This window comes from Bacillus sp. 11B20, from assembly GCF_056098985.1.
The window spans coordinates 454709-477144 of record NZ_JBLZWZ010000008.1 but is presented as its reverse complement, the minus strand read 5'-3'; the positions used below and the strand labels follow the sequence as shown (position 1 = coordinate 477144).

Sequence of the window (22436 nt, the reverse complement as noted above, 5' to 3'; positions counted from 1 at the left end):
TTCAGGCATGACGGCATCACGAGAGGAGAATCATTGTGTCAATTAAATGGAAAGTCAGTCTCGTCCTATGCGGACTTGCGATGATCATAGGAATCGCCGCGTTTTATCATAATCAGCAGGCAAGCGGGACAGAGAAGAAGAAGGTAGCACCAGATGCGAGCTATAAAGAAGTTGAAATTGTGACCCTCGTGAATGACGGGAGATACTTGAGATATGCTGTGAACTATCCTGTGTTTCATCAAAAAAAGCTAGATCAAGAGATGAAAAGATTTGCAGAAACAGCGCTCGATAAATTCAAAACATCATTTAGTGAAGCAAGTGATGTCGATGAAGATCATCGATACGAATTAAACATAGATTACGAGATTACTCATTATGCCAAACAAACTGCTGCGATCAAATTCAATACATATGAATTGAAAGGCGGAGTAAAAGGCGCACATGAAACGAAGATATTCAATTTTGATTTCAAGAAACAGCATTTTTTATCGATAGATGATCTATTTTTATCAAAGAAAGAAAGTCTGAAAAAACTGTCTCAAATGACATTTGAGGAGTTAAAAAAAGATCGCTCTCTTGCTGAAAACGAGCATTTGCTTAAACAAGGAACATCTCCTGAGGCAGAGCATTATCGGTATTTTGCCATCAAAGATCGTTTTATTGAATTCTACTTCCCAGCAGGGCAAATTGCACCAGACAAGAAAGGCCCTCAAGTGCTGGCGATTAAGAAAACACTGCTTAAAGGAATGTTAAAGCCAGAATACATCAATAAAGAAAAGAACAAAAACGAGAAAAAAGAACCGATCGCAAAAAGAAAGATTGTAAAACTGCCTAAACAGCGAATATTTAACCCACATCAAAAAGCCATTGCCCTTACATTTGATGATGGACCAAATCCATCAACGACTTCAAAAATCTTAACAGCTTTAAAAGAAAACAAAGGACACGCGACATTTTTTGTATTAGGCAGCAGGGTTCAATATTATCCCGATATGCTAGGTGAAATCAGAAAAGGTGGAAATGAAATCGGAAATCATTCCTATAACCACCCTTTACTCACAAGATTGCCATTAAAACAAGCCATCAAACAAGTCGAAGATACGCAGCAAATTATTGAAAAAGCTAGCGGATTCAAACCCACTCACTTTAGACCGCCATATGGTGGAACAAACGGACAGATCAACGAGGCTGTCAACATGAAAGTTACGCTTTGGGACGTTGATCCTGAAGACTGGAAATATCGCAACAGCCAATACGTCGCAAACTACATTCTTTCACATGCGTCTAGCGGAGAAACCGTCTTAATGCACGACATCTATGACACCTCTGCCAACGCGGCTGTCACGATTATCAACGATTTGACGAAGCAAGGATATCAGTTACTAACAGTATCGGAGCTTGAGCAGTGGAAGGAAGCACGGGCGAAAAAGGTGAATTGAATACGTAAAAAAGATGCGAGTTTTAATGGATTCGCATCTTTTTTAAAGCATATTATGAAGATAAAGGGAAAATATGTTAAAGTGGTTATAGAAAGGGAGGGCTTCAAAAATGGTGTTGATGAGGTTGATCAGCATATATATGCTGACAGCGTTTAGTTTGGGATTTGTTATAAACTATGTACCTGGTTTGATGCTGCCCATCTATATTCTTGCAATGATTGGGCTCATTTTATGTCTCGGTCATATTGCGCTCCATTATATTCGGCGAATTAGATATATGTTGTTTGAGGAAAAACGGTAAGATTCCTCCTATGGAAAAAAACCTCCTGCTAGTTGCGTGAGGTTTTATTTTTTTTATGTTCTAACAGTTTGATGATTTTCCCGTTTGGTGCTTTGATTTGTCTCAAAAGAGAAACGAAATTCCCCGTAAATCGTATGAGGACAATAAGTAAAATAATGATCATCCACAAGCTATGACCTCCAATCGATATGAAGGATACGGTACAATAAGAATGTATAAAATGAACAGTTCGTGCCATCTATTCGACAATTGGTGTGAATGGATTGTTAAGGGGGATTCATTTGAAACGAGTAGACGTGGTTTCAGCTATTATTTATGACGAGGAAGAAAATATATTAACGGTCAAGAATGTAAAGGGATATTGGGAACTTCCGGGCGGTGCTGTGGAAAAAGGTGAACACCTGCAGCAGGCTGTCATCCGTGAAGTGAAAGAAGAGACAGGGTATGTTGTCAAAGTAAATGAACTTCATTCGATTCGTGAAGCATTCTTTCAAGATAAAAAGCATCATGCGCTGATCATTACGTTCTTTGCGGAAATGATCGGGGGAGAGATGAACATTCTAGATCCGGATCATGATATTGAAGAAGTAAAATGGGTCAGCACTCAAACCTTTCAAAAGCTAAACCCAAAGCTATATCACATGCTAAAATTAAACCAACAAACGCAAGCTTTTTATGATTTTGAGGGAAATAGAACAATTGGTTAAATCCAAATTGATATAGGCATAAAGGAGCGATATGGATGTTTTTATACTACGGCCCCACAGGAGCTCCAGTAGAAAATCCGGGAGAAGAATTCATGAAAAAGATCTTCTTCCAGGAGAGTGAAGAGTATTGGAAACAAGGTAACGGGGAATCTTCCATTGAGTTAGAGGAAGATGGGGAATGCGAAAGTCTAGTTTTCTTTTATACTGAACCGTATGGATTCTTTATCATCAGATATCCAGATTTTTTAGTCCCTTTTCAAAAGGTAGAAAAGATCGAAACGATCGAGCATTTGGTCGCTGGATCACCATTGTATGTGCCATCGTGCAGCTATGTCGACCGCAATCAGGCGTATCAAATCATTCAACATTTTTTAACGACAAAAAAGGTACCTGACTTTGTTGATTGGGTTGAGTTGAGGAATATTGATTTTCAGCATGATGTGAAAAGGTAGGGGAGTAAGGTGAAAGTGTGTACAGATGAAAGGATACATAGTTTAGATGAGAGTATGCATTTACATGTAGGATATTATGAGCATGGTTTTGATTATGAAGGCGTGTTTTTTAAGAGTGTAGAAACAGGAAGATGGTTATTGTTTTTTGATCAGAAAAGTTACGGGTTGAATCTCTTAAAGAGTTATGAGGAATACGACCATTTAGGCTTATTCATTGGGGAATATCCAATTGAAGATGATCAAATTGAAGAGGAAGGTCAGCGATTATTTGAGTGTTTTTTAAAAGGAAATGGCATAGTGGGATAAATGAATGGATCTTTAACTGACCTTACTTTTCATAAGCATGTACTGATTTTAACTTTCTACCGATAAAATTAGCAGATACAGGTGTTAATTCTTTTTCTCTTGCCCAAACAGAAAGTTGACCGATATGGTGAATTTCGTGGGCAATTATATGATGTAATATTTCATTTTTAGTGTATTCACCTTTATCCCAAGGAACTGTTACTATTCGATCTTGTTTTCCATCTAAATGAGATTTTAAAAATTCAACTATTTCATGTCGTAAAGTAGTTGAGAGCGTTTTTACTTTCGCCAGAGTCTTGTAATCATCAAAATCTAATACCACGTCTTCTTTACCCTGAATACCACGAATCCAACTATATTCAACATCCATAATGTGAAAAAGAGTGTATAAAATACTCCCTACTCCACCTATGCGGTCTTGTAGCAACTCTTCTGTTGTTAGTTGATTACACCAGTTAATCCATTCGTCTCTCACCTGCCAGTTGTACTCAAAAAACTTAATCATTATGATCACTCCAAAGTTAAATTGTTTGTTTAATTACTGCTATCTCTTAAAGATATTCTTGTTGAATTAAACGACACAATGTACATGATCTGGTGTCAGTTTAGAAACAATCATACTATCAACCTTGTTTTCATAACATGGCCCTTGGAAACTGTTACGTTTATAGGGTCTCTTGCAGCACTTTTTGGTAAGTTGTAGTTTATCTACGATTACTAACCCCGAATATTTGTTCTTATATTGATTATACTAAGCTTTCTGACAGGTATCAAATAACAACATTTAAAATTGATTAGCAAGAATACATGAAGCATTATATTTTATTTTTTCGTATTTAAATTTTTTAAGCATAAATGCAGAATACAATATTTATATGCAAATCGCTTTGCCATCATTTCCTGCAGCTCTCTAAATAGAATAGATTTCCTTCATGTCTTAGTTCATGACCGACCAAAATCTTGCCATTGTTCTTGAGGGCTAAGGCGGTAGCTATTATCAAAAGAAATGCAGAGAGACAGTAGCTTATTGCCGAAATAAAAAACAGACCCAACAAGGTCTGTTTTTTTTAGAAGTTGGAAAGAGTTCATTTTCACTTCCCCTTCTCCCGCTTCCGTTTTTCCTTCTCCGCCCGGTAAAACTCATGAAACATCTTCATCAGCGCGCGCTTCTCAATCCGTGACACATAGCTCCGCGATATCCCAAGCTCTTTGGCTATTTCCCGCTGCGTTTTTTCTTTCTTTAAATCAAGACCGAACCGGCCGACGATCACTTCTTTTTCTCGGCCGTCGAGAATGTCGATATACTCCTTTACTTTTTCAAGCTCCATGTTGAGCTGAATGGTATCGATCACATCTTCATTTTCGGATTTTAAGACATCGATTAATGAAATTTCATTGCCTTCTTTATCCTGACCGATGGGGTCATGCAAGGAGACGTCTTTTTTCGTTTTTTTGAGCGCGCGTAAGTGCATGAGAATTTCGTTATTAAAGTCAAAAGGGGGATGCATAAATTTCCCGTAACAGCTTGACTAAATAAGTGTTGAGTCAGTTTTCTGTAATAAATGCTTGAACATTTTTTAGCGAGTGAAGGGGATGCCTTAAAAAAACAGGCTACATTTTCAATTGCATGTGATTGTATGTACGAAAGATTAATATTACACAACATGAAAGTTGGAATGCAAAAGTGATGTAAAATAATTGGACTGCCACTTTAAATAATCCGTCCAAGTTGTAGGCATTGTTTTTAAACACCTTTATATCTATATATATGGCAAAATTCATGAACGAAATCGTACCATTGTTTAGTTCGGCTTTTTCGACTGTTATAAATTCCGCTGTGTTTAAGTGCGAAGCTTGTAACAGGTTTAAACGACAACCTAATATCTAAAGCCTCGGCAATCTGTTCAAAGTTAATTTGTTCAGGCGCTGTAATATCAATCTTCCTGTATAAGTTTTCAATCAAATTCTCTAAGACTGTTTGTATACCTCATGGTGAAAAACATCCTTAAAGACAACAATCTAAAAATGGGATTCGTTAAATATTATAGGGAAAACTAAGACTTTTTTATAGGAAAAAGCATCTAAGATATGGAAGGCGTTTCTTGAAGACTGCTAAGTAATTTGTTTCATAATTAGAGCGATATTCGGTTTTAGAGTTAAAGGTAATTAGGCTGCAAAAAGAAAAGGTTGAAACGGAGGAATACACGCAATGCGAAGAGAACAGATAATGATGAGTCTGATAGCTCAATTTATACTGAAAAAGAATTAGAGAGTGATCCAAAAGCAACTTCTTCAAATCCAAATGATTACAATGATGATGGAGAGTATGCACCAAAGAATGGGGTTTCAGATAACCCAGCTGATTATAATGCCAACGGAGAATATAAACCAGTTGAAGCCATGACTCAAGAAGAGATTGAAAAAGAATTGGAAAGTATGATTGGATATAGCTTAAATCAGTATTTCAATTGGGCACCTTATTAGGTGTCTTTTTTGTGTTCAATCGTTCGACAAATTTTGCAAAATGTTCTTTGTCATAATCTCTTGCCGATATTAAGGTAGGAGGTGAAACATGACTAGAACAATTAATGTTAATCGGCAACATTTGTTAGAATAATTAGCAGGTGGATCGGTAAACTGTCAATGCACAATAGAAGCTCTAGTTATTCTCATCGACAAAAAGGTATTTACTAAGAAGAATTCGTTAAATATCAAAAGCATGATTTGAAAAATTTAGCAGCTGAGCATTCTGCAGAGCTTTTAGGTATTAATACACTATGAGCAGAAAATAATACTTTCTTTATTTGCGCATCGTATAAACAGAATTTTGTCCATGCATTAATTGGGGGGAATAAAAATTAATAGCAAGTTTACCGATGCTAAATTAATAGCAAGATATTTAGTTGAGAATTATGGGAAATCCTATCAAGAAAATTTTAAACAATGTATAATAAATAACTACAGTAAAAAACAAATAAAGATGATGTCTAAAAGGCTTGAGGGTTCAGTTAACCTCTCTAGAGACACGAGTCATGTTAATACAATTCCTTTTACTATTTTTATTGGACTGTTTGGAGGAATAGTTCCTTTAATAAATGGATTCTTGACATATAATTCAGGTAACTTCGATAAATTCAATAAAGGAAATTTAGAAAGTATAGCTGAATTTTTTAACTTTTTTAATGTTTATTATCAAATTTCTTTGTGTTTTTTGGTAGCATTATTCTACATATTGTTTATTTATTGGTTAATTCAGTATAAAAATAAAGAACGTTTTTTAACTAAGTTTTTTGGTTTTAAAATTTTAATTGATGAATGTATTGAAGAAATTGAAGAGATAAAAAAGAAAAAATATAAATTGACTAGGTCATAAATAAAGGCCCTTCTGTTTTAATGTATTTAAAATATTAAGATAAGAGGAATGATAAGATGTTTTTGTTAACTGATGATTTGAGGAAAGAGGATTTAAAATTTGAACCATACGAACCCTGTCCTTGTTTATCGGGTAAGAAGTTCAAGTTTTGCTGCTACCAAAAAGCGAGAAACTTTAAACAGAAATCTTTAACGGAACTTAATTATTCTGAAAGCAGAATACAATATGAAATGAGTAAACTGTGGGATGAAACTGATTTCAAAACATGTTTTGGATTTAATAAAGAAAAATGTGGTGATCTAATAAAAAATGCTCACTCGATACAAAATAATAGAATTCTTAATCGGATAAGTGATGAAAATCATGTTTATCAAATTTCACATAGATTCTCTAATGATGAAGGGATTACTACAGAGTTTAAAAGGATTAGCAAGAATAAAGCTAGTACTTTTTTCGGTTTTTGTGATTTTCACGATACAGAGTTGTTTAAGCCTATAGAATTAAAGGATTATGAAAATGAGGAAATACAAAATTTTTTATTTGCATTTAGAGCACTATGTATTGAAATCCATAAAAAAATTAGAAGGTTGGAGTCACTTAGAAATATATCCAAAAAGTACCCAAATAAATTAATTGACTCTTTTTTTGTTTATAATTTTAAACTAGCAGAGCTTGATATTAGGGATTTTAATTCCGATTATGAAAAATTTAAAAGAGGCTATCTTGAAAATAACTTTTCAAACATAAAAACATTATTTCGAAAGTTGCCATTTGAAATAAATTTTGCTGTATCGACTTCTTTTGCAGTCAATGAGGACATAAAAGGAAATACTTTAAATGAGATTCATAATATTAATAAGAACCTTGTGCTTCCCTCAATTTATCTAAATATCTATCCTATCAAAGATGGTACAAATATTATCATTTCATATTTTTCAGATAATGATGATGTGTATGGAGAATATATAAATCAATTAGAGCTTTTAAATGATAAAGAATTTGTCGAGTATCTAAACTTTCTAATCATAGAATATACTGAAAACATCTTTTTCAGGCCTAATTTTATAGAAAGTTTAAACGAGAAACAGAAGTATTCATTGTTAAAAAGTTTTGAGTCATCAATTTTTCCAATGGAAAAATTTGAACTATTATATGAGGATAATTATTATAATTTTGATCTTTTTTCAAGAGACACTTAATAGAGTGTCTTTTTTATATCCCTCTTTAATTGTTTCTGCGGTAAATCTCAGGAAAGAAATGGGTTGTGAACAAAAAATGTAGGTGCACCACTAGGTAACAAGAATGCTTTAGGTACTAAAGAAGGCGCACCACAAAGAAATCAAAAACGCTGTTACTCAGGGATTCTTCTCGAAATGCCTTCCAGAAGAAACACCATCCACCATTGGAAGGGTCGGATGAACAAATCGATCAAATCATTCGATAAACAATCTAGAATGTTATACGCAATTCCAAATAATCTAATTGAAGGTGATTATGAAGTGGGCTGGAATAAAAGATTATCGGAAATGGATAAACAGTTTATAAAACAGATATATCCCAAGGTTATGAAGATAGACTTGGCAAAATATTGGGAAAAATGAGGATGTAACACAATCAAATGATGACAACTCCGATTCAATAAAAAACTTCTCCTTAAACAGACAAGGATCAAAAACCCTTTTATGCAGCCAATTGCCGATAGTTTATCAGTGATTGGCTTCTAGTCTATCAACCTCCTTTTCAATTCGTTGAACTTTTTAAAACTTCATTCTGATGTTTCAGATAACGATTATCTGCCTTGAATTTTCTCTAATTCGGAAGATTACTCCGTACATATATTGCTTGCCAACAGGTTGTTCGAATCGATGTGCACCTCCAACCTTATGCCATCTAACCCATTTCTGAAACTACGACTTATCATTCAATACCTGCATGAACTTTTTCATATACACGCCTGCCAATTTAATTTCTACAGCCTTCTGTTTGACTTCAAGCGTATAAATCACTCTGGTTCGTTCTCATAAAAAAACACCTCCAAGTCTTCTTGTAACGACGATCGCTTTTCAAACTTGAAGATGTTTTTATTTGTCTCATATTATGGAGGCGGTCCCAATGGGAACTTTTTTTTCAGTTCCAGTTCTATTTATTATAATCCTAAGGAAAAGTTTATTAAGTCTACACAATCAGGAAAATCTATGAGCGGGTTTCTGTTCCCTTGGATGTTAAAAATTGCACGGTTTCTATGTTTTTCGTGTAAAGTAATAGGATGCTTTTTATGCCAACGTATCAGTAAGTTAATATCAACTTGTTTTTTTCTTTCATTTTTTATTTTATTTGGATACCTAAGAAGGAAATAAAGTACTGCTCTCGCGGCTTCTCCCTTTCCATTTTCAGGTTCAAATTTAATATTGCCCCCTCTTTTTCCGCACTGATTTTTAATCACTTCACTATAAGATTCGGGATTGTAATCTTCAAAATCAAAATAAGGGATATTACTTCTGAAGCTATTGCATTCTTTTTCTGATATAAATAAGTGATGCAAGTCACCGACCATGGGACTAAGCTTTCCAAACCAAGATTGCGGAACAACATGTTCAATATTAAATTGAAATTTATTTTCAATTTCCTCCAGAATAGTTTCTTTATGTTCATCTGTTACAATAATTTCATTGTTGAAAACATTCTCAATAAAACGTACTCTTTCTTGTTCTAAGTGCTTATCTTCTCTGATTAAAGATTCTGGATCTAGATTTTTCCCCGAATAGATGCTTTTAATTTCTCCATTTTCTCGTAAATCTACATCAGAATACAATTCGATCCTGCTTCTATTATAAGGGAGTGTATTTTTATGTGTTCTAGCAAGTAATTCATGAATGTTTTGATATAATTGAGAGCAATTTCCAATGATGAAGTTTATTGAACGGTAATAATCATTAACGGAAAGTTTGTCCTTTTCTTCGTCATAATAGGAAATGTTATTTTTAAACTTACTTTTATTAAGCTTCAGCCTTAATAAAGCTTTTTCAAGGTCCTTTTCTTCATGTAAGTTTTCTAAACCCCTTATTGAGTTGTTTTGAGTATGTCTCATTATCTCGCTCGTATCCTTGAAAAGAAGTCTCATAACTAAAGGTGCATGATCAGAAATTTTTTGTACAAAATCATTAACACTCTTATCTAGTCTTACAATAGCTGTGTCATCTCCACTAACATGTGCTATGTTTACATCTTTACTAACTAAAATATGATCAATGAGTGAAAATGGATCTTTCAAATAGGAACTGTGACCAGCTCTAGCATCATCATCTGTTAGAGTTTTTAGTGACGGGGATTTGATAATGTCCATTAATGATGTACTATTGATATCGTCATTAAAATCTCCACCTAAAATAATGGGTAGATGTTTGAATTCGCTATCCTTTAGTAAATCCTCTATAATTAGAGCAATGATATTGGCAGCTAGTTTCCTTCTTTTGGTGCTTACAATGTCTCTCATTGCTTTAAGGTGAACAACAATTATCAAAAATTCAATATCTTTCCCTTCTTCTTTTATTTTACACTTAGCAAATAATGGTTCTCTTTTTTTTGGAAAGGCGGATTGTCCGGAAGGGGTGGTTTCTTCTAGCAATGACTTGTATTTGTTGTTAATATCACTTCTAATTTCTGCTGTAGTTGTACTTATATCATATAAAATGGCTAAATCTTGAGGTCCATTTGTATCTAGATATACATAATCCATATTGGCTCCCTCATTTTTTAAAGCCTTAACAAGCCTATTCATAGCTTCTTTCTCAACTTCAATTAATCCCAATGCATCCATTGATAAGTTGGAAATTACTTTTGCAACTTCTTTTACTCTTTGATCATCAACACCATTGTTGAAATGTTCAATATTCCAGAAACCTATATCTGCAAAAAGTCTATCACCTGAAAATGTCGGTATCTCTATTTCAGAAATGTCATTGTTATTCCGTATTAAACCGTTCACATCATAAAATCCTAAGTATGGAGAAGTATCTTCTAAAGAGCCGATTATTTTGGACGCTCCACTATCCCCAGTATGGGCTTGAGAGATTAAGTGAGAAACAATAACTGAAATTCTAATCCCCTCATTAACTGCTTCCTGTGAAGACTGATCACTAAACCATCCCGCATGATGTAGAGCAACTAATTGCCACTTATTATTAAAAACAGCTGAACCGGATGAACCAGGTTCTGTATCAGTGATATAGTGAATAGCTTTGTCATAGACATAAGATACGGTATTATCTTGAAGTGCAATTTCCTTTTTTCTCCCTGCAGGATGTTGAATAATATTAACATACTCGCCCCTTGTAATTGTAGCGGGGTTTCTTGTTAATTTTATTGGCTTAATATCTTCGATCCCAATGTTTTCACAAGCAATAATAGTAAAGTCTAGATCTTCCATTGGAGAGGTAATGAACAGCTCATGAGGATTTAATTTCACCCTAATACTGTTCTTTCCTTCCTCATAATAGAATTCTGCAATGCTTCCTGCACCGATATTTTTATCTTCAATAACATGATGGTTAGTCATTATGACTCCGTTGTCAATTAAGAAACCTGTTCCCATTGCTCCAGAAGGAGTGGTAATTCGACATATTGCTTTTGCAACTTCAGCACCTTTATAAAGAAAATCAATGGGGAGAAGGTTATTATCTTTATGTATTTTTTCATAAATATCCTTCTCGGTTTTTCTTCGTATTTCTTCGTTATTTTCCCATTCCTTTTCGTCCGGAGAAATATGCAAAATGGATAAGGCTCTTCTTTTTACTAAATCTCTAAAGGCCTCCGGAGACAGGGGGGTTAAATCGTTAAAAGCATGTTCCTTCCCAATCAAAGAAATTTGTTTATTATTAATCATCATTATTATCCCTCCTGAGTATATCATGTTCGAAAGAAGTTCTTTTATTCGAATTTTAGAGGATATTTAATTACCTTTATATATAAATGCCCTCTGTCGAAGGGCCATTTCGATTTTTTAACAGTTGTTTCCTCAATAGATTTTTCGGCAAATCTCCACTCTGTCATATTGTCCAGTTAAGAGATCGCCAATAAACCTGAAGTGATGTTTTCGATTCTGACCCAATCGAAAGTACATTCCAGTTGAATTTGACTATTGCACTTTATTTTTAATGAACCATTACCATTAAGTTCACTTATTCCAAATTGGTCAAGAATATTATTCGTTCCAGATTTTTATCAGTAAATCCTGAACGCCTATAAAATACATTTCTATATAAACAACATCCCACTTTCCTCAGCGTTTAGGTTTATTCTCAACAACTTCTTTTGTCATAAGACGCACAAATAAGCAGGTGTCATCTCTATTTAATTCAATATTCATTAATTCCGCATCAGTAAAATTGTGCATACTCCAAATATTTTAATAAAAGCTTGAGGGTTCATGAATTTTCCTTCATTAACCATAGAATTCTCCTTACATAGTCATTTTCATTTTTTTCATTATTTGCAGCTTATTTCAAATTAAATAGAATAGCCCTTTTCATTGAGAGGGGCTTGTAAAGTGTAAAGTGCTCTTTATCATTAAATAAAGAAATGAATGTTATTTAAGCAACAAATTCTCTTTTTATAACAAAAATATCAATCTGCTTTGATTCTCAAAGATCTTGTAAATAATCTGGAACGTGTTTAAAATAGCTACTTGTAACTCTCCTTCTGAAATTGGTAAAGCCATTAGCCAGATAACACTCTTGTTGCTAATTCCAAGTAGCTCTAAATTTTCCCCCGCAGAAACGAACATAATATGTTTCATATCGGCTTCCTGATCGTACATACTAATCACATTTTTAAAAATAACACCTGGTGCGCAAGAATAATTTTAGTTGATTATATTAAAGACACAAGTTGATAAAACATTAGCATGTCTGAAGGTGACTACATTGCAGCTACGATTTCTATCTGTAACGGACTGCTATACACCTCATAATTAATAGAACGATCCGACAAGCCTACAGTGAATATGATGTGATTCCTTCCTGAGGCTGGTTAATAAGCCACTAGAAACTTATAAAGTTCTTTTAAATTCCATCAGTGAGATGACAGGAATTGATTTTGAGAATCGCCTGTATCGGACAAATCTCATTTTGTTTTTTGAAAGCAACTTTACGAAAAGAGACAACATATAAATACCAGAAGCACATCCTAATAGAAGTATGGAGAATTTGATTTTGGAACGTGAATTAACATAAGTAAAAGGGTCACCTATGTAGGTCACCCTTTGTTAAAGTTAGAAAACCATGTCCTTCGGCTTCTTTACTATATCCAAGAGGAACGGTATGCTTTATTAACTCATTATAAAGTTCTTGTTCAGTAATAAATCTTCCGAGTTTCTTTTCATATTGATTAATAATTAGGGCGGCAGCTCCCGCAACATGGGGCGTTGCCATTGATGTTCCTTTAAGTGTTGCATAGCTATCTTTTGGGTATGTTGATAACACTTCTTCTCCGGGAGCAACTAAGTCAATTTGATTATTTGTATTTGTGAACTTACTTAATTTCTTAAATGGATCCACTGACCCTACGCATACAACTTCTTTATAGTAGGAAGGGTAACCAACTTCATTTGTTTTTTCATTTGCATCGCCTTTATTTCCTGCAGCACAAATGAACATGATATTATGTTGAACAGCTTTTTGAATAACTTCATGTAGCTGTTCCGGTGGCTTTTCTTCACCACTTAATGACATTGAGATAATACGTACTTTTTCCTGTTTAGGTCCCCTCCATTTAATACAGTACTCGATAGCATTAACCATATCAAAGTAATCTGCAATTAGCCTCCCTTTTCCAGGTCCCTCTGTAATCCTCTTTACCACTTTACAAATAAGTAATCTCACGTCTGGAGCTACTCCAACAACACCTTTTCCATTAATCACGGCACCAATAGTTCCGGCTACATGAGTACCGTGTCCAGTCAAATCATTAACATCCTTTAAATTATTTTTGTCTATAAAGTTATGTGTATCAATAATCCGTCCTTTTAAATCAGGATGATCTACTTGGCATCCACTATCAAGTACAGCAACAACAACACCTGCCCCTTTATTGCTATCCTCCCATACATCAGGTGCTTTGATTATCTTTACGCCAAACGGGATTTCAAAAGTATTCTTAACAACAGATTTAATTTCAAATGGAATTGGTTTTAGATAACTCATAGTTTCTCCAATTTTAATATTATCATTTAATTTTTTTTAAAACTTCTGCTACAGTTTCATTGGCTTCTCCTAAAACTTGTGTTGAATAGATCCAACTACTAGATTGTTTACCACTAACAACAATTGTTTTTCCTTCATATGAAGAAAAATCAAAGTCACGGGGCATTTCTCCTGCCACTTCACTTATTTTTGTAAAACGTGTATCACCAAAAGAAGGTTGCAAATAAACATGTTTGAACTCTCCATTGTGTACTTGTCCAATATAGTAACTTGTTTGATTATAGTGTTCATCATGAGATGATATAGAAGAAGTTGATTTATCTAATATAGGCTCTGATCCTTTGAGACGAAGAGCCATAGCAACTGCTGCTTCTGCATCAATTTTTCCAAATCCAAACCAAGGGCTCCAAGTTCCATTTAGATCATTAATGTCTATAAAATCTCCTTTATCAAAAGGTGCAACTGGAGACACATCCTAAGTTGGATTTGGGTCGTAATTCGTAGATGGTGTTTTGGGATAACCTTGCATATTTAAATTTTTTGAAGCTGTTCTTTTTAAAATTGAAATAACTTCTAGAGCTTTTAAATCAGGATTTGCTGAAATGATTAATGCTGCAATTCCAGCAACAAGTGGAGTAGCACTCGATGTACCACCAAAACCATGGGTAACATTCATAATATCGGAACCAGTTGTAGTTGTAATGCCGAGTCCCTTAAGTGGTAAACGATGATAAGTATGCCCATTACTACTTGGAGCAGTAAGTGAAATACCGGTACCATAATTTGAATAATGGCTTCTTTGAGCAGTGCTTGACAAAGCTGCAATATGCATAACTCCAGGTAAACCTACTAAATCATTTTTGAAATGTTTGGAAGTTTCAACTCCGATCCACTCATCAAGCTGATCATCCTTATAGGTCCATCCGGTATTATATGGTATTTCGACTGGGGAACTATGCTTTATTGGACTGTTATCATTTCCAGCTGCCCATAGGAACACGATTCCTTTTCCTCGTCGTCCCCCAGAAATAGATAATTTTTTAATTCGATTTATTACATTAATTGACCATAAGTTAAAGGCATGTTTACCCCAGGAATTAGATAAAACATCTACTTTGTCTCCAATATATTTAAGAGCTGTCATTAAGTGATCATCACCTATAGTTAAAGCACGATTATCTTCAGAAGCTGATTCCCACTTAATAGGGAACAGACGGCAACCTGGGGCAGCACCAACTGTCAGTTCAGCATCTACTTCTGCAGCAGCTACTCCAGCACAAGAAGTTCCATGATTATTACCGTCACTGTACATATTATCTTCACTTGCGTCTGGATCACCTTTCTTGAAGAGATGATTTCCTTTAAAATAGCCCCATCCTGCAAACTTATTTGGTGAGTCAAAGTCACTATGATTTATTTTGCATCCATCATCAGTTATTCCGATAACTACCTCCGAACTACCAAAGCCATTTAGAAGTTTCCAAGCATTTTCACACTTTGCTGAGGAACGAGGATCAAAATCAGGGTGATTAAGTTTAGTATGTAAATGCCATTGTAATAAATAAGAATTATCACTAGGCAAAGGAAGATCATATTTCTGCATACGGTAAACTAGGTCGTGTTCTGCAAATTCAACAAGTGGTTCCTCTTCTGTTAATTTGACAACCAATTTGACAGGGTTCATGCCAGTATGTTCTGTTAGTCGAAACAGATACTCTCGATCACTATAATTTTTTTGTATTATCAAACCGTAACGTCCTGCAAATTCGCTAATCTTTTCAGGGGAAAGAAATGTACGAAAAGTTATTATGATCCGGTCTGTTATTAAAAACTCTGTGTCGCTATCCTCAACATAATAAGCATGATGTGTTGGAGCAATTTCTCTAGATTTAGCCATTAAAGGTTCTAATTCAGCCGTTTTTACAGTTACTCGTGAAGAAACCGGCGAAATTTGATTCACTTTTGTTACATTTAGCTTTTCTTTTAATGTTTTAGGAAGTGAGCGTACTACAAATTGATTTGGACTCTTTTTTAAAGCTATTTTTTCTCCTGTACGATAAGTATAAACAACTTGATGATTTGTCATTGTAATATCTCCTTTAAATTGGGTTCAACATAAATATTAACCAAAAATGTAAATATAATACATTTTGTTGCTAGGAGGTTTTCAAATTAAATTTTCATTAGGACAAACAGCTATTACATAGCATTACCCAAGGGGTGATGCATTTTATGAAGGTAATAATCATCGAGGGACCACAAGCTGCCAAATGCATTAACGATTGCTATCATTATTTAATAAAACTTTATAGGAAGGAGATCCAAGGTGATAGCAATATATGTAAGGGTATCGACCGAGGAACAAGCGATCAAGGGATCGAGCATCGACAGCCAAATCGAGGCCTGTATAAAGAAAGTAGGGACTAAGGATGTGCTGAAGTATGCCGATGAAGGATTTTCTGGAGAGCTTTTAGAACGTCCGGCGTTAAATCGCTTGAGGGAGGATGCAAGCAAAGGGCTAATAAGTCAAGTCATCTGCTACGATCCAGACCGTCTTTCTCGGAAATTAATGAATCAGCTTATCATTGATGATGAACTGCGAAAGCGAAATATACCATTGATATTTGTAAATGGAGAATACGCCAATTCTCCAGAAGGTCAATTATTTTTCGCAATGCGCGGAGCAATCTCAGAATTTGAAAAAGCCAAAATCAAAGAACGGACATCAAGCGGCCGACTTCAAAAAATGAAAAAAGGCATGATCATTAAAGATTCCAAACTATATGGCTATAAATTTGTTAAAGAGAAAAGAACTCTTGAGATATTTGAAGAAGAAGCAAAAATTATTCGGATGATTTTCAACTACTTCACTGATCATAAGAGCCCTTTTTTTGGCAGGATAAATGGTATTGCTCTACATTTAACCCAGATGGGGGTTAAAACAAAAAAAGGCGCCAGAGTATGGCACAGGCAGGTTGTTCGACAGATATTAATGAACTCTTCTTATAAGGGTGAACATAAACAGTATAAATATGATACAGAGGGTTCCTATGTTTCAAAACAAGCAGGAAACAAATCTATAATTAAAATTAGACCTGAAGAAGAGCAAATCTCTGTGGCAATTCCAGCAATTGTTCCAGCTGAACAATGGAAGTATGCTCAAGAACTCTTAGGTCAAAGTAAAAGAAAACATTTGAGTACCAGTCCTCACAATTACTTGTTATCGGGTTTGGTTGGATGTGGGAAATGCGGAAATACCATGACAGGTAAGAAAAGAAAATCACACGGTAAAGACTACTATGTGTATACATGTCGGAAAAATTATTCTGGAGCAAAGGACCGCGGATGCGGAAAGGAAATGTCTGAGAATAAATTGAACCGGCATGTATGGGGTGAAATTTTTAAATTCATCACAAATCCCCAAAAGTATGCTTCTTTTAAAGAGATTGAACAATCAAATCACCTGTCTGATGAATTAGAACTTATTCAAAAAGAGATAGAGAAAACAAAAAAAGGCCGCAAGCGTCTTTTAACACTAATCAGCCTATGCGATGACGATGATTTAGATATTGATGAAATCAAAACAAAAATTATTGAGTTGCAAAAAAAGCAAAACCAGCTTACTGAAAAGTGTAACGAAATTCAATCAAAAATGAAATTATTAGATGATACAAGCTCAAGCGAAAATGCTTTAAAAAGAACTATCGACTATTTTCAAGTAATCGGTGCAGATAACCTAACTCTTGAAGATAAAAAAACAATTGTTAACTTTATCGTAAAAGAAGTTACCGTTGTGGATTCTGACACCATATATATTGAAACTTATTAAAGAGGGGTGTATGCACCCCCCTTTTGTAATTACAATTTCATTTTCAATACACCGCGCTGCATACGTTGCCAGCTTTGTTCCTTTTCCAGAGGAATAGCTTTCGATGGCTTTAATGAGTCCGATCGTCCCGATGGAGATGAGGTCTTCAGCGTCTTCCCCGGTATTTTCAAATTTCTTTACAATATGGGCGACGAGCCGAAGGTTATGTTCAATCAGCATGTTTCTTGCGTGTTCATCGCCCTGTGCCATGAGGGCTAAGTATTTTTTTTCATCATCTCCCGAAAGGGGCTGTGGAAAGGCATTGTTTTTGACATAGGACACTAAAAACACCAATTCTTTGACCATCAATCCCATCGCTGTAAATACTCCTGCCACGATTTTCACCTCCACCATGTTTAGGCTGCTGCCTATATCCTCAAATGTATGTGAAGGAGGGATTGTCTGTGTCTGTACGATGAAAAAATCCTCTTTTTCAAAAAAATCGTGCTTCTGTTCGTCTCTTTTTTATGTTTGCGGTTTCTTTTCGGTGCTTGGCGGTCAAGAAGCGTGCTAAAATATGTAATATTAGACCGAAAAGGAAGGGGTCATTTCGGAACATGGGGAAGGTTCTATCTTCACATGTAGGTATGAAAATTAATGAATGGTATCGAATGATACGGCAGTTCAGTGTTCCAGATGCGGAAATCTTGAAAGCGGAAGTTGAAGCGGAAATTGAACAGATGGAAGAGGACCAGCATTTACTGATTTATTATCAGCTCATGTGTTTTCGGCACCAAATCATGCTTGACTATATACACCCTTCAAAATACCAACCTTTCTCAGTATCTAATCTAGTCGATAAAATCGAAAATTCCAATCATGAGTTATCTGATATGCTGCATTATTACCATGCATTTTTTCGTGGCATGCATGAATTTAGTCAAAAAGAATATTTAGAAGCCGTCAAATATTATCGAGTCGCAGAAAAGCAGCTGTCCATGGTATTTGATGATATTGAGCAGGCAGAGTTTCATTTTAAAGTGGCAGAAGCCTACTATATAATGAAACAAACACATGTCTCCATGCACCATATTTTAAAGGCGCTGGAAATATACGATCAGCATGATGCGTATACCATTCGCATCATTCAATGTCTCTTTGTCATTTCAGGAAATTATCAAGATTTAAAACGAAAAGACCGGGCACTGCCTCATTTAAAAAAGGCAAAACAGCTCGCATCTCAAATTGATCACCCGCGCATATACAGTTCAGCGCTCTATAATTTAGGAAAATGTTATGGCGAGCTTGGCTATAGAGAGGAAGCGGAACGATATTTAACGGAATCCGCTGATCTTGCCCGCAAAGAGCTGCTTCCAACGCTTCCACATACGCTCTATACGCTGGCGAAGCTGCTTTTTAGACAGAATGAACAGGCGGATGCGCTGCGCATATTAGAAGCTGGGAAATTGGCTGCAAAGAAGCATGAAGACCAGCTGTTCTGTCATATGTTTGAGTATCTGGATGCTTTATATGTTCAGGAAATCAATGAAGACCAACTGCAAAAAACCATTGATTATTTGGAAAAACTTAGCCTATACTCTTATATAGAGGATATCTCACTAGAAATTGCGACAGCCTTAGAAGCCTCTCAACAATACAAAAAGTCCAACCAGTATTATCAGAAATTATTATGGGCTCAAAATCAAATCCAAGAAGGAGAGTGTCTGTATGAATTCTAAGCAACGTTCGACAGTTGAAGAGAGAAACCAAACGTGAAACACAAAGAGCGGGCCAGTATGGCCGGCTTTTTTTATGTGAAAAAGATGTCGATATCCTCATGAGGTTTGCATGAATTGATGAGAAAGCGGGCAATTTAATTGGTAATGATGTTCGGTGGAGGAGGCGGTCGAATGAAAGGGCTGCATATCTTAATGTGTATATGGCTGCTATGTGCTTTTGTTCCTAATAAAGTAGAGGCACGTACATTAAAACGAGTCGATCTTGAAAAAACGGGACGTGCCTTTTGGGACATGAGAGCGGAACGGAAAAAGATTGCAATCACCTTTGATGATGGACCTCACCCAGTGTATACAAATCAAATATTGGATGTGCTGAAGGAGCATCAAGTGAATGCGAGCTTTTTTGTGATAGGGAGCCGAATCCATGCATATCCGATGATCGCAGAACGGATTGTGGACGAAGGGAATGAACTCGGCAATCATACGATGAATCATACGTATTTTGACCTGTTGTCGTCAAAGGAGATCAAGCGGGAATTAAAAGAATCAGCGGCTCATATCGCTTCACTCCAGCCTGGCGGTCCCTTATTATTTCGCCCTCCTGGTGGACGCTTAACAATGAAATCATTCCGCATTCTGTCAAAGCAAGGGTACGATGTGGTCATGTGGTCCTTTACGCAAGATCCGAAGGACTGGTCAAGACCAGGCGCACATAAAATTGCAAGCCGAATTATTGATCATATTCAAGGCGGCGATATCATCCTTTTACATGATGGCGGCGGAAATCGCAAGCAAACGGTAGAAGCATTAAAGCAGGTGATTCCTGAATTAAAAAAGAGAGGCTATGAATTTGTAAAAGTAAGTGAGTTGCTGCACCATGACAAAGCATATATGCCAGTTCAACTGCAATAGTAATCATTCGTCAAAAACAGTCATTCATTGAAACCAAAAGTCTTGTCGTTTACTATATGAAGAGGGCTTTTGGAGGTGAATGTTGTGAAGAAGTATGTTTTCCTTTTTATCCTATTATGTGTTGCTGCTGGGTGCTCAAAGCCAGTACAAGAAAGCGTCATTGCATTTGGTGACAGTAATACAAGAGGATCAAACTGGGACTTTCGAGATTATCCAACATCTGAAAAATGGGTGAATCTCATGAAAAACGTCGAGCGCGGCCAAATTCAAGTGAAGAATGCAGGCATTGGTGGGCAGACGACTGAAGACGCGAAACTGCGCTTTAAGCAGGATATTTTAAAACAGAAACCAACTTACGTTCTCATCATGTTCGGTACGAATGATGCGGCGATTTTAGACGGGAAACATCCCCGAGTGACGAAAAAACGGTTTAGAGAAAATTTAACCTACTTCATTTCTGAAAGTAGAAAAGAAGGCATTACCCCGATTCTCATGACCTGTGTTCCTGTTGTAGAAGGCGGGAAAAAGGGCTTGTATTATTACTCTAGATATAAGTCATCTTATTTTGCCGGGAGAGGCGGGGCAAGAGCTTGGCAAAACTCTTATAATGACATCACGAGAGAAGTAGCGAAGGATGAGCAGGTGCCGCTTGTCGACAACTGGAAAGCTTTCATCCGAGAAGCTGGTGAAGATAGTGATCATGCCCTGATTCAGTCAGGCTTGATCGACCCTTCTGGCAATCATATGACACCAAAAGGGGCGAGAATTATTTATAACGAAATCAAAGAGCGTGATGTCATCAAACATTTTTAAATGATGGCCATCTGCCTAAACAAGACCATCCATCCAGCATAGTCTAACAGTATATCTTCCTAGAAGGAGGTAACTGATATGTGGGGATGTCCTTATCCTTACCCTGCGTGTTCGCCTTATCCAGCACAAGGAGCAGGAATCGGTTACGCTTTTCTTGTTGTGTTCCTTGTGGTCATTTTAGTCGTAGGCGGGGGGTTATGGTTTTGGAATGAACAGCCTTGCAATTAAGACACCTCTTCTTTTATCAGAAGGGGTGTTTTTTACGGAAAATAGTAGTAAGCCTATAGCGCAAGTGATATAATATCAGTCACCTGAGTTTAAAAAAGGAGAGTGCTCGGGAGGCATGGTTCCTGTGATATGGAATTAAGAGGAAACAGAGAGCATATGCCCGAGCGAACGTCTTTTCATTTCTGTCTCAATTAATTCAATGAAGTCGCGATTTAAGTTCATTTCATTTGCTTTATAATACGATTCTATAAGTAAATCATCTGACAGCTTTTTCATACTAGAAACCCATATGATGGGAAAAACACCTCCCCTGAAAAAGTTGGCATAAAATTTGAGGAAAAGACATATCATCATAGGTTGATCGACTGTCTTTGAAGTACCTTTAATCTACCATGAATGGGAAACAAGAACAATCGTTCTGTTATCCACATGGTTAAGTGGATAACTTGTGGGTAGAGTGTTTATAATTGAATGAAAGCGTGATGAAATATAGGTGGATAATGTGTGTAAAATTATCCACACCTGTTGAAGGTCCTCATCATATGTCGAAAACTTTTTCATTGTATTCGATAGACAGACAAATTGTGATTTGATTCGACACAATCGCTGAAAACCAATGGAAGAAAGGGTGCAAATTGTGCTAAAGAAGTATTTCTTACCGGATGAATTTGTGAAAAGTATTTTCCACATTTCACCGCAAAAATTAAAAGAACGAAATGTAAAAGGAATTATTACCGATCTAGATAACACACTAGTAGAATGGGACCGTCCAAGTGCGACACCGCGCTTAATTGAATGGTTTCAAGAAATGAAAGATCACGGGATACAAGTGACGATTGTATCGAACAATAATGAAAAAAGGGTCAAGCTTTTTTCTGAACCGGTTCATATCCCGTTTATCTATAAAGCGAGAAAGCCTATGGGAAGAGCCTTTAATAAGGCAGTCGCTGATATGCAGTTGAAAAAAGAAGATGTGGTTGTCATTGGGGATCAGCTCATGACAGATGTTCTTGGCGGGAATCGTCATGGCTTCCATACGATTTTGGTCGTTCCTGTTGCTGCCTCGGACGGATTTTTCACAAAGTTTAACAGGCAGATTGAACGCAGAATTTTAGGAGCCTTAAAGCGTAAGGGCCACATTCAGTGGGAGGAAGAGTAA

The 22436-nt window shown here is 36.0% G+C and carries 23 protein-coding genes and 6 pseudogenes; 17 read left to right on the top strand and 12 right to left on the bottom strand.

The features are described from left to right. Window positions 1-35: 35 nt before the first annotated feature. From ACN6NB_RS11815 to ACN6NB_RS11795, 5 genes are all read left to right on the top strand, one after another. Window positions 36-1439 (top strand): polysaccharide deacetylase family protein, encoded by a 1404-nt coding sequence (locus tag ACN6NB_RS11815; protein WP_144516103.1) that lies wholly within the window; start codon window positions 36-38, stop codon window positions 1437-1439. Between the two features lie 109 nt (window positions 1440-1548). Then, window positions 1549-1740, top strand: coding sequence for a hypothetical protein (locus ACN6NB_RS11810; protein WP_107163334.1), 192 nt, complete (start codon window positions 1549-1551; stop codon window positions 1738-1740). A gap of 281 nt (window positions 1741-2021) precedes the next feature. Then, window positions 2022-2447: an NUDIX hydrolase gene (locus ACN6NB_RS11805; protein WP_144516101.1), complete on the top strand. Its 426-nt coding sequence runs from the start codon at window positions 2022-2024 to the stop codon at window positions 2445-2447. Between the two features lie 35 nt (window positions 2448-2482). Further along, window positions 2483-2899 carry a hypothetical protein gene (locus ACN6NB_RS11800; protein ID WP_144516099.1) on the top strand — a complete coding sequence of 139 codons (417 nt, stop codon included), beginning with the start codon at window positions 2483-2485 and terminating at the stop codon, window positions 2897-2899. Between the two features lie 9 nt (window positions 2900-2908). Continuing rightward, entirely contained in the window at window positions 2909-3205 is a 297-nt protein-coding gene (locus ACN6NB_RS11795) for a DUF3986 family protein (protein ID WP_260982274.1), read from the top strand. A 22-nt stretch (window positions 3206-3227) separates the two neighbouring features. Here ACN6NB_RS11795 and ACN6NB_RS11790 read toward each other — a convergent pair whose 3' ends face one another. The 3 genes and pseudogenes from ACN6NB_RS11790 to ACN6NB_RS11780 all read right to left on the bottom strand — a co-directional run. Beyond that, complete coding sequence (locus tag ACN6NB_RS11790) at window positions 3228-3710, bottom strand: DinB family protein (RefSeq protein ID WP_144516097.1); 483 nt, start codon at window positions 3708-3710, stop codon at window positions 3228-3230. A 586-nt stretch (window positions 3711-4296) separates the two neighbouring features. Then, a pseudogene (locus ACN6NB_RS11785) lies at window positions 4297-4689 on the bottom strand (sigma-70 family RNA polymerase sigma factor); the annotation flags it as partial. A gap of 8 nt (window positions 4690-4697) precedes the next feature. Then, a pseudogene (locus ACN6NB_RS11780) lies at window positions 4698-5196 on the bottom strand (ImmA/IrrE family metallo-endopeptidase); the annotation flags it as partial. Between the two features lie 196 nt (window positions 5197-5392). Between ACN6NB_RS11780 and ACN6NB_RS11775 the strand changes: the two are divergent. The 5 genes and pseudogenes from ACN6NB_RS11775 to ACN6NB_RS11755 all read left to right on the top strand — a co-directional run bounded on the left by ACN6NB_RS11775 (window position 5393) and on the right by ACN6NB_RS11755 (window position 8179). Beyond that, window positions 5393-5689, top strand: coding sequence for a hypothetical protein (locus tag ACN6NB_RS11775; protein ID WP_144516095.1), 297 nt, complete (start codon window positions 5393-5395; stop codon window positions 5687-5689). A gap of 358 nt (window positions 5690-6047) precedes the next feature. Continuing rightward, on the top strand, window positions 6048-6578 hold the full coding sequence (locus ACN6NB_RS11770) for a hypothetical protein (RefSeq protein ID WP_144516093.1): 531 nt from the start codon (window positions 6048-6050) through the stop codon (window positions 6576-6578). Window positions 6579-6634: 56 nt separating this feature from the next. Further along, window positions 6635-7777: an SEC-C domain-containing protein gene (locus ACN6NB_RS11765; protein WP_144516091.1), complete on the top strand. Its 1143-nt coding sequence runs from the start codon at window positions 6635-6637 to the stop codon at window positions 7775-7777. A 69-nt stretch (window positions 7778-7846) separates the two neighbouring features. Next, a pseudogene (locus ACN6NB_RS11760) lies at window positions 7847-7976 on the top strand (phage terminase small subunit); the annotation flags it as partial. 17 nt (window positions 7977-7993) lie between these two features. Next, a complete protein-coding gene (locus tag ACN6NB_RS11755) occupies window positions 7994-8179 on the top strand; it encodes a zinc metalloprotease (RefSeq protein WP_144516089.1) in 186 nt (61 codons plus the stop codon). 126 nt (window positions 8180-8305) lie between these two features. Here ACN6NB_RS11755 and ACN6NB_RS11750 read toward each other — a convergent pair. The 7 genes and pseudogenes from ACN6NB_RS11750 to ACN6NB_RS11720 form a co-directional block, all read right to left on the bottom strand. Then, a pseudogene (locus ACN6NB_RS11750) lies at window positions 8306-8584 on the bottom strand (IS3 family transposase); the annotation flags it as partial. A 140-nt stretch (window positions 8585-8724) separates the two neighbouring features. Next, window positions 8725-11463, bottom strand: coding sequence for an endonuclease (locus ACN6NB_RS11745; RefSeq protein ID WP_186321637.1), 2739 nt, complete (start codon window positions 11461-11463; stop codon window positions 8725-8727). A gap of 173 nt (window positions 11464-11636) precedes the next feature. Continuing rightward, window positions 11637-11777, bottom strand: coding sequence for an Imm50 family immunity protein (locus ACN6NB_RS11740; RefSeq protein WP_411801668.1), 141 nt, complete (start codon window positions 11775-11777; stop codon window positions 11637-11639). 440 nt (window positions 11778-12217) lie between these two features. Continuing rightward, a pseudogene (locus ACN6NB_RS11735) lies at window positions 12218-12607 on the bottom strand (suppressor of fused domain protein); the annotation flags it as partial. Between the two features lie 210 nt (window positions 12608-12817). Beyond that, complete coding sequence (locus tag ACN6NB_RS11730; RefSeq protein ID WP_144516085.1) at window positions 12818-13777, bottom strand: S8 family peptidase; 960 nt, start codon at window positions 13775-13777, stop codon at window positions 12818-12820. A gap of 22 nt (window positions 13778-13799) precedes the next feature. Further along, entirely contained in the window at window positions 13800-14249 is a 450-nt protein-coding gene (locus tag ACN6NB_RS11725; protein WP_474253365.1) for a hypothetical protein, read from the bottom strand. A gap of 3 nt (window positions 14250-14252) precedes the next feature. Beyond that, the gene (locus ACN6NB_RS11720) at window positions 14253-15863 is read right to left on the bottom strand and encodes a S8 family serine peptidase (RefSeq protein WP_474253364.1); all 1611 of its coding nucleotides are present in this window, start codon (window positions 15861-15863) and stop codon (window positions 14253-14255) included. A gap of 146 nt (window positions 15864-16009) precedes the next feature. Between ACN6NB_RS11720 and ACN6NB_RS11715 the strand changes: the two are divergent. Together ACN6NB_RS11715 and spoIVCA are read left to right on the top strand one after the other, a co-directional pair. After that, a pseudogene (locus tag ACN6NB_RS11715) lies at window positions 16010-16188 on the top strand (hypothetical protein). Beyond that, complete coding sequence (gene spoIVCA / locus ACN6NB_RS11710) at window positions 16146-17606, top strand: site-specific DNA recombinase SpoIVCA (RefSeq protein ID WP_260982275.1); 1461 nt, start codon at window positions 16146-16148, stop codon at window positions 17604-17606. The pseudogene ACN6NB_RS11715 and the gene spoIVCA overlap by 43 nt, the downstream one beginning before the upstream one ends. On the opposite strand, the gene ACN6NB_RS11705 is transcribed toward spoIVCA, so the two are convergent. Further along, window positions 17514-17981 (bottom strand): sigma-70 family RNA polymerase sigma factor, encoded by a 468-nt coding sequence (locus ACN6NB_RS11705; protein WP_144516079.1) that lies wholly within the window; start codon window positions 17979-17981, stop codon window positions 17514-17516. The two genes, spoIVCA and ACN6NB_RS11705, sit on opposite strands and share 93 nt — an antisense overlap. 221 nt (window positions 17982-18202) lie before the next feature. Here ACN6NB_RS11705 and ACN6NB_RS11700 point away from each other — a divergent pair, with 221 nt between their 5' ends. The 4 genes from ACN6NB_RS11700 (at window position 18203) to ACN6NB_RS11685 (ending at window position 21277) form a co-directional block, all read left to right on the top strand. Next, window positions 18203-19324 (top strand): response regulator aspartate phosphatase, encoded by a 1122-nt coding sequence (locus tag ACN6NB_RS11700; protein WP_041086294.1) that lies wholly within the window; start codon window positions 18203-18205, stop codon window positions 19322-19324. Window positions 19325-19495: 171 nt separating this feature from the next. Then, a complete protein-coding gene (locus ACN6NB_RS11695) occupies window positions 19496-20236 on the top strand; it encodes a polysaccharide deacetylase family protein (protein ID WP_047201930.1) in 741 nt (246 codons plus the stop codon). 84 nt (window positions 20237-20320) lie between these two features. After that, window positions 20321-21049 carry an SGNH/GDSL hydrolase family protein gene (locus ACN6NB_RS11690; protein ID WP_247544510.1) on the top strand — a complete coding sequence of 243 codons (729 nt, stop codon included), beginning with the start codon at window positions 20321-20323 and terminating at the stop codon, window positions 21047-21049. 78 nt (window positions 21050-21127) lie between these two features. Then, the gene (locus ACN6NB_RS11685; RefSeq protein WP_162842499.1) at window positions 21128-21277 is read left to right on the top strand and encodes a hypothetical protein; all 150 of its coding nucleotides are present in this window, start codon (window positions 21128-21130) and stop codon (window positions 21275-21277) included. Window positions 21278-21412: 135 nt separating this feature from the next. Here the strand turns inward: ACN6NB_RS11685 and ACN6NB_RS11680 are convergent, their stop codons facing one another. Then, window positions 21413-21553 (bottom strand): sporulation histidine kinase inhibitor Sda, encoded by a 141-nt coding sequence (locus tag ACN6NB_RS11680; RefSeq protein WP_003217327.1) that lies wholly within the window; start codon window positions 21551-21553, stop codon window positions 21413-21415. A 361-nt stretch (window positions 21554-21914) separates the two neighbouring features. On the opposite strand from ACN6NB_RS11680, the gene ACN6NB_RS11675 reads away from it, so the two are divergent. Further along, window positions 21915-22436 (top strand): YqeG family HAD IIIA-type phosphatase, encoded by a 522-nt coding sequence (locus ACN6NB_RS11675; RefSeq protein WP_008356191.1) that lies wholly within the window; start codon window positions 21915-21917, stop codon window positions 22434-22436.

Coding starts and splice junctions, on each gene's coding strand:
- ACN6NB_RS11680 (WP_003217327.1), bottom strand. CDS start 21,553: ATGAAAAAGCTGTCAGATGATTTACTTATAGAATCGTATTATAAAGCA.
- ACN6NB_RS11720 (WP_474253364.1), bottom strand. CDS start 15,863: ATGACAAATCATCAAGTTGTTTATACTTATCGTACAGGAGAAAAAATA.
- ACN6NB_RS11755 (WP_144516089.1), top strand. CDS start 7,994: ATGAACAAATCGATCAAATCATTCGATAAACAATCTAGAATGTTATAC.
- ACN6NB_RS11810 (WP_107163334.1), top strand. CDS start 1,549: ATGGTGTTGATGAGGTTGATCAGCATATATATGCTGACAGCGTTTAGT.
- ACN6NB_RS11745 (WP_186321637.1), bottom strand. CDS start 11,463: ATGATGATTAATAATAAACAAATTTCTTTGATTGGGAAGGAACATGCT.
- ACN6NB_RS11730 (WP_144516085.1), bottom strand. CDS start 13,777: ATGAGTTATCTAAAACCAATTCCATTTGAAATTAAATCTGTTGTTAAG.
- ACN6NB_RS11765 (WP_144516091.1), top strand. CDS start 6,635: ATGTTTTTGTTAACTGATGATTTGAGGAAAGAGGATTTAAAATTTGAA.
- ACN6NB_RS11790 (WP_144516097.1), bottom strand. CDS start 3,710: ATGATTAAGTTTTTTGAGTACAACTGGCAGGTGAGAGACGAATGGATT.
- ACN6NB_RS11695 (WP_047201930.1), top strand. CDS start 19,496: ATGAAAGGGCTGCATATCTTAATGTGTATATGGCTGCTATGTGCTTTT.
- ACN6NB_RS11700 (WP_041086294.1), top strand. CDS start 18,203: ATGGGGAAGGTTCTATCTTCACATGTAGGTATGAAAATTAATGAATGG.
- ACN6NB_RS11800 (WP_144516099.1), top strand. CDS start 2,483: ATGTTTTTATACTACGGCCCCACAGGAGCTCCAGTAGAAAATCCGGGA.
- ACN6NB_RS11685 (WP_162842499.1), top strand. CDS start 21,128: ATGTGGGGATGTCCTTATCCTTACCCTGCGTGTTCGCCTTATCCAGCA.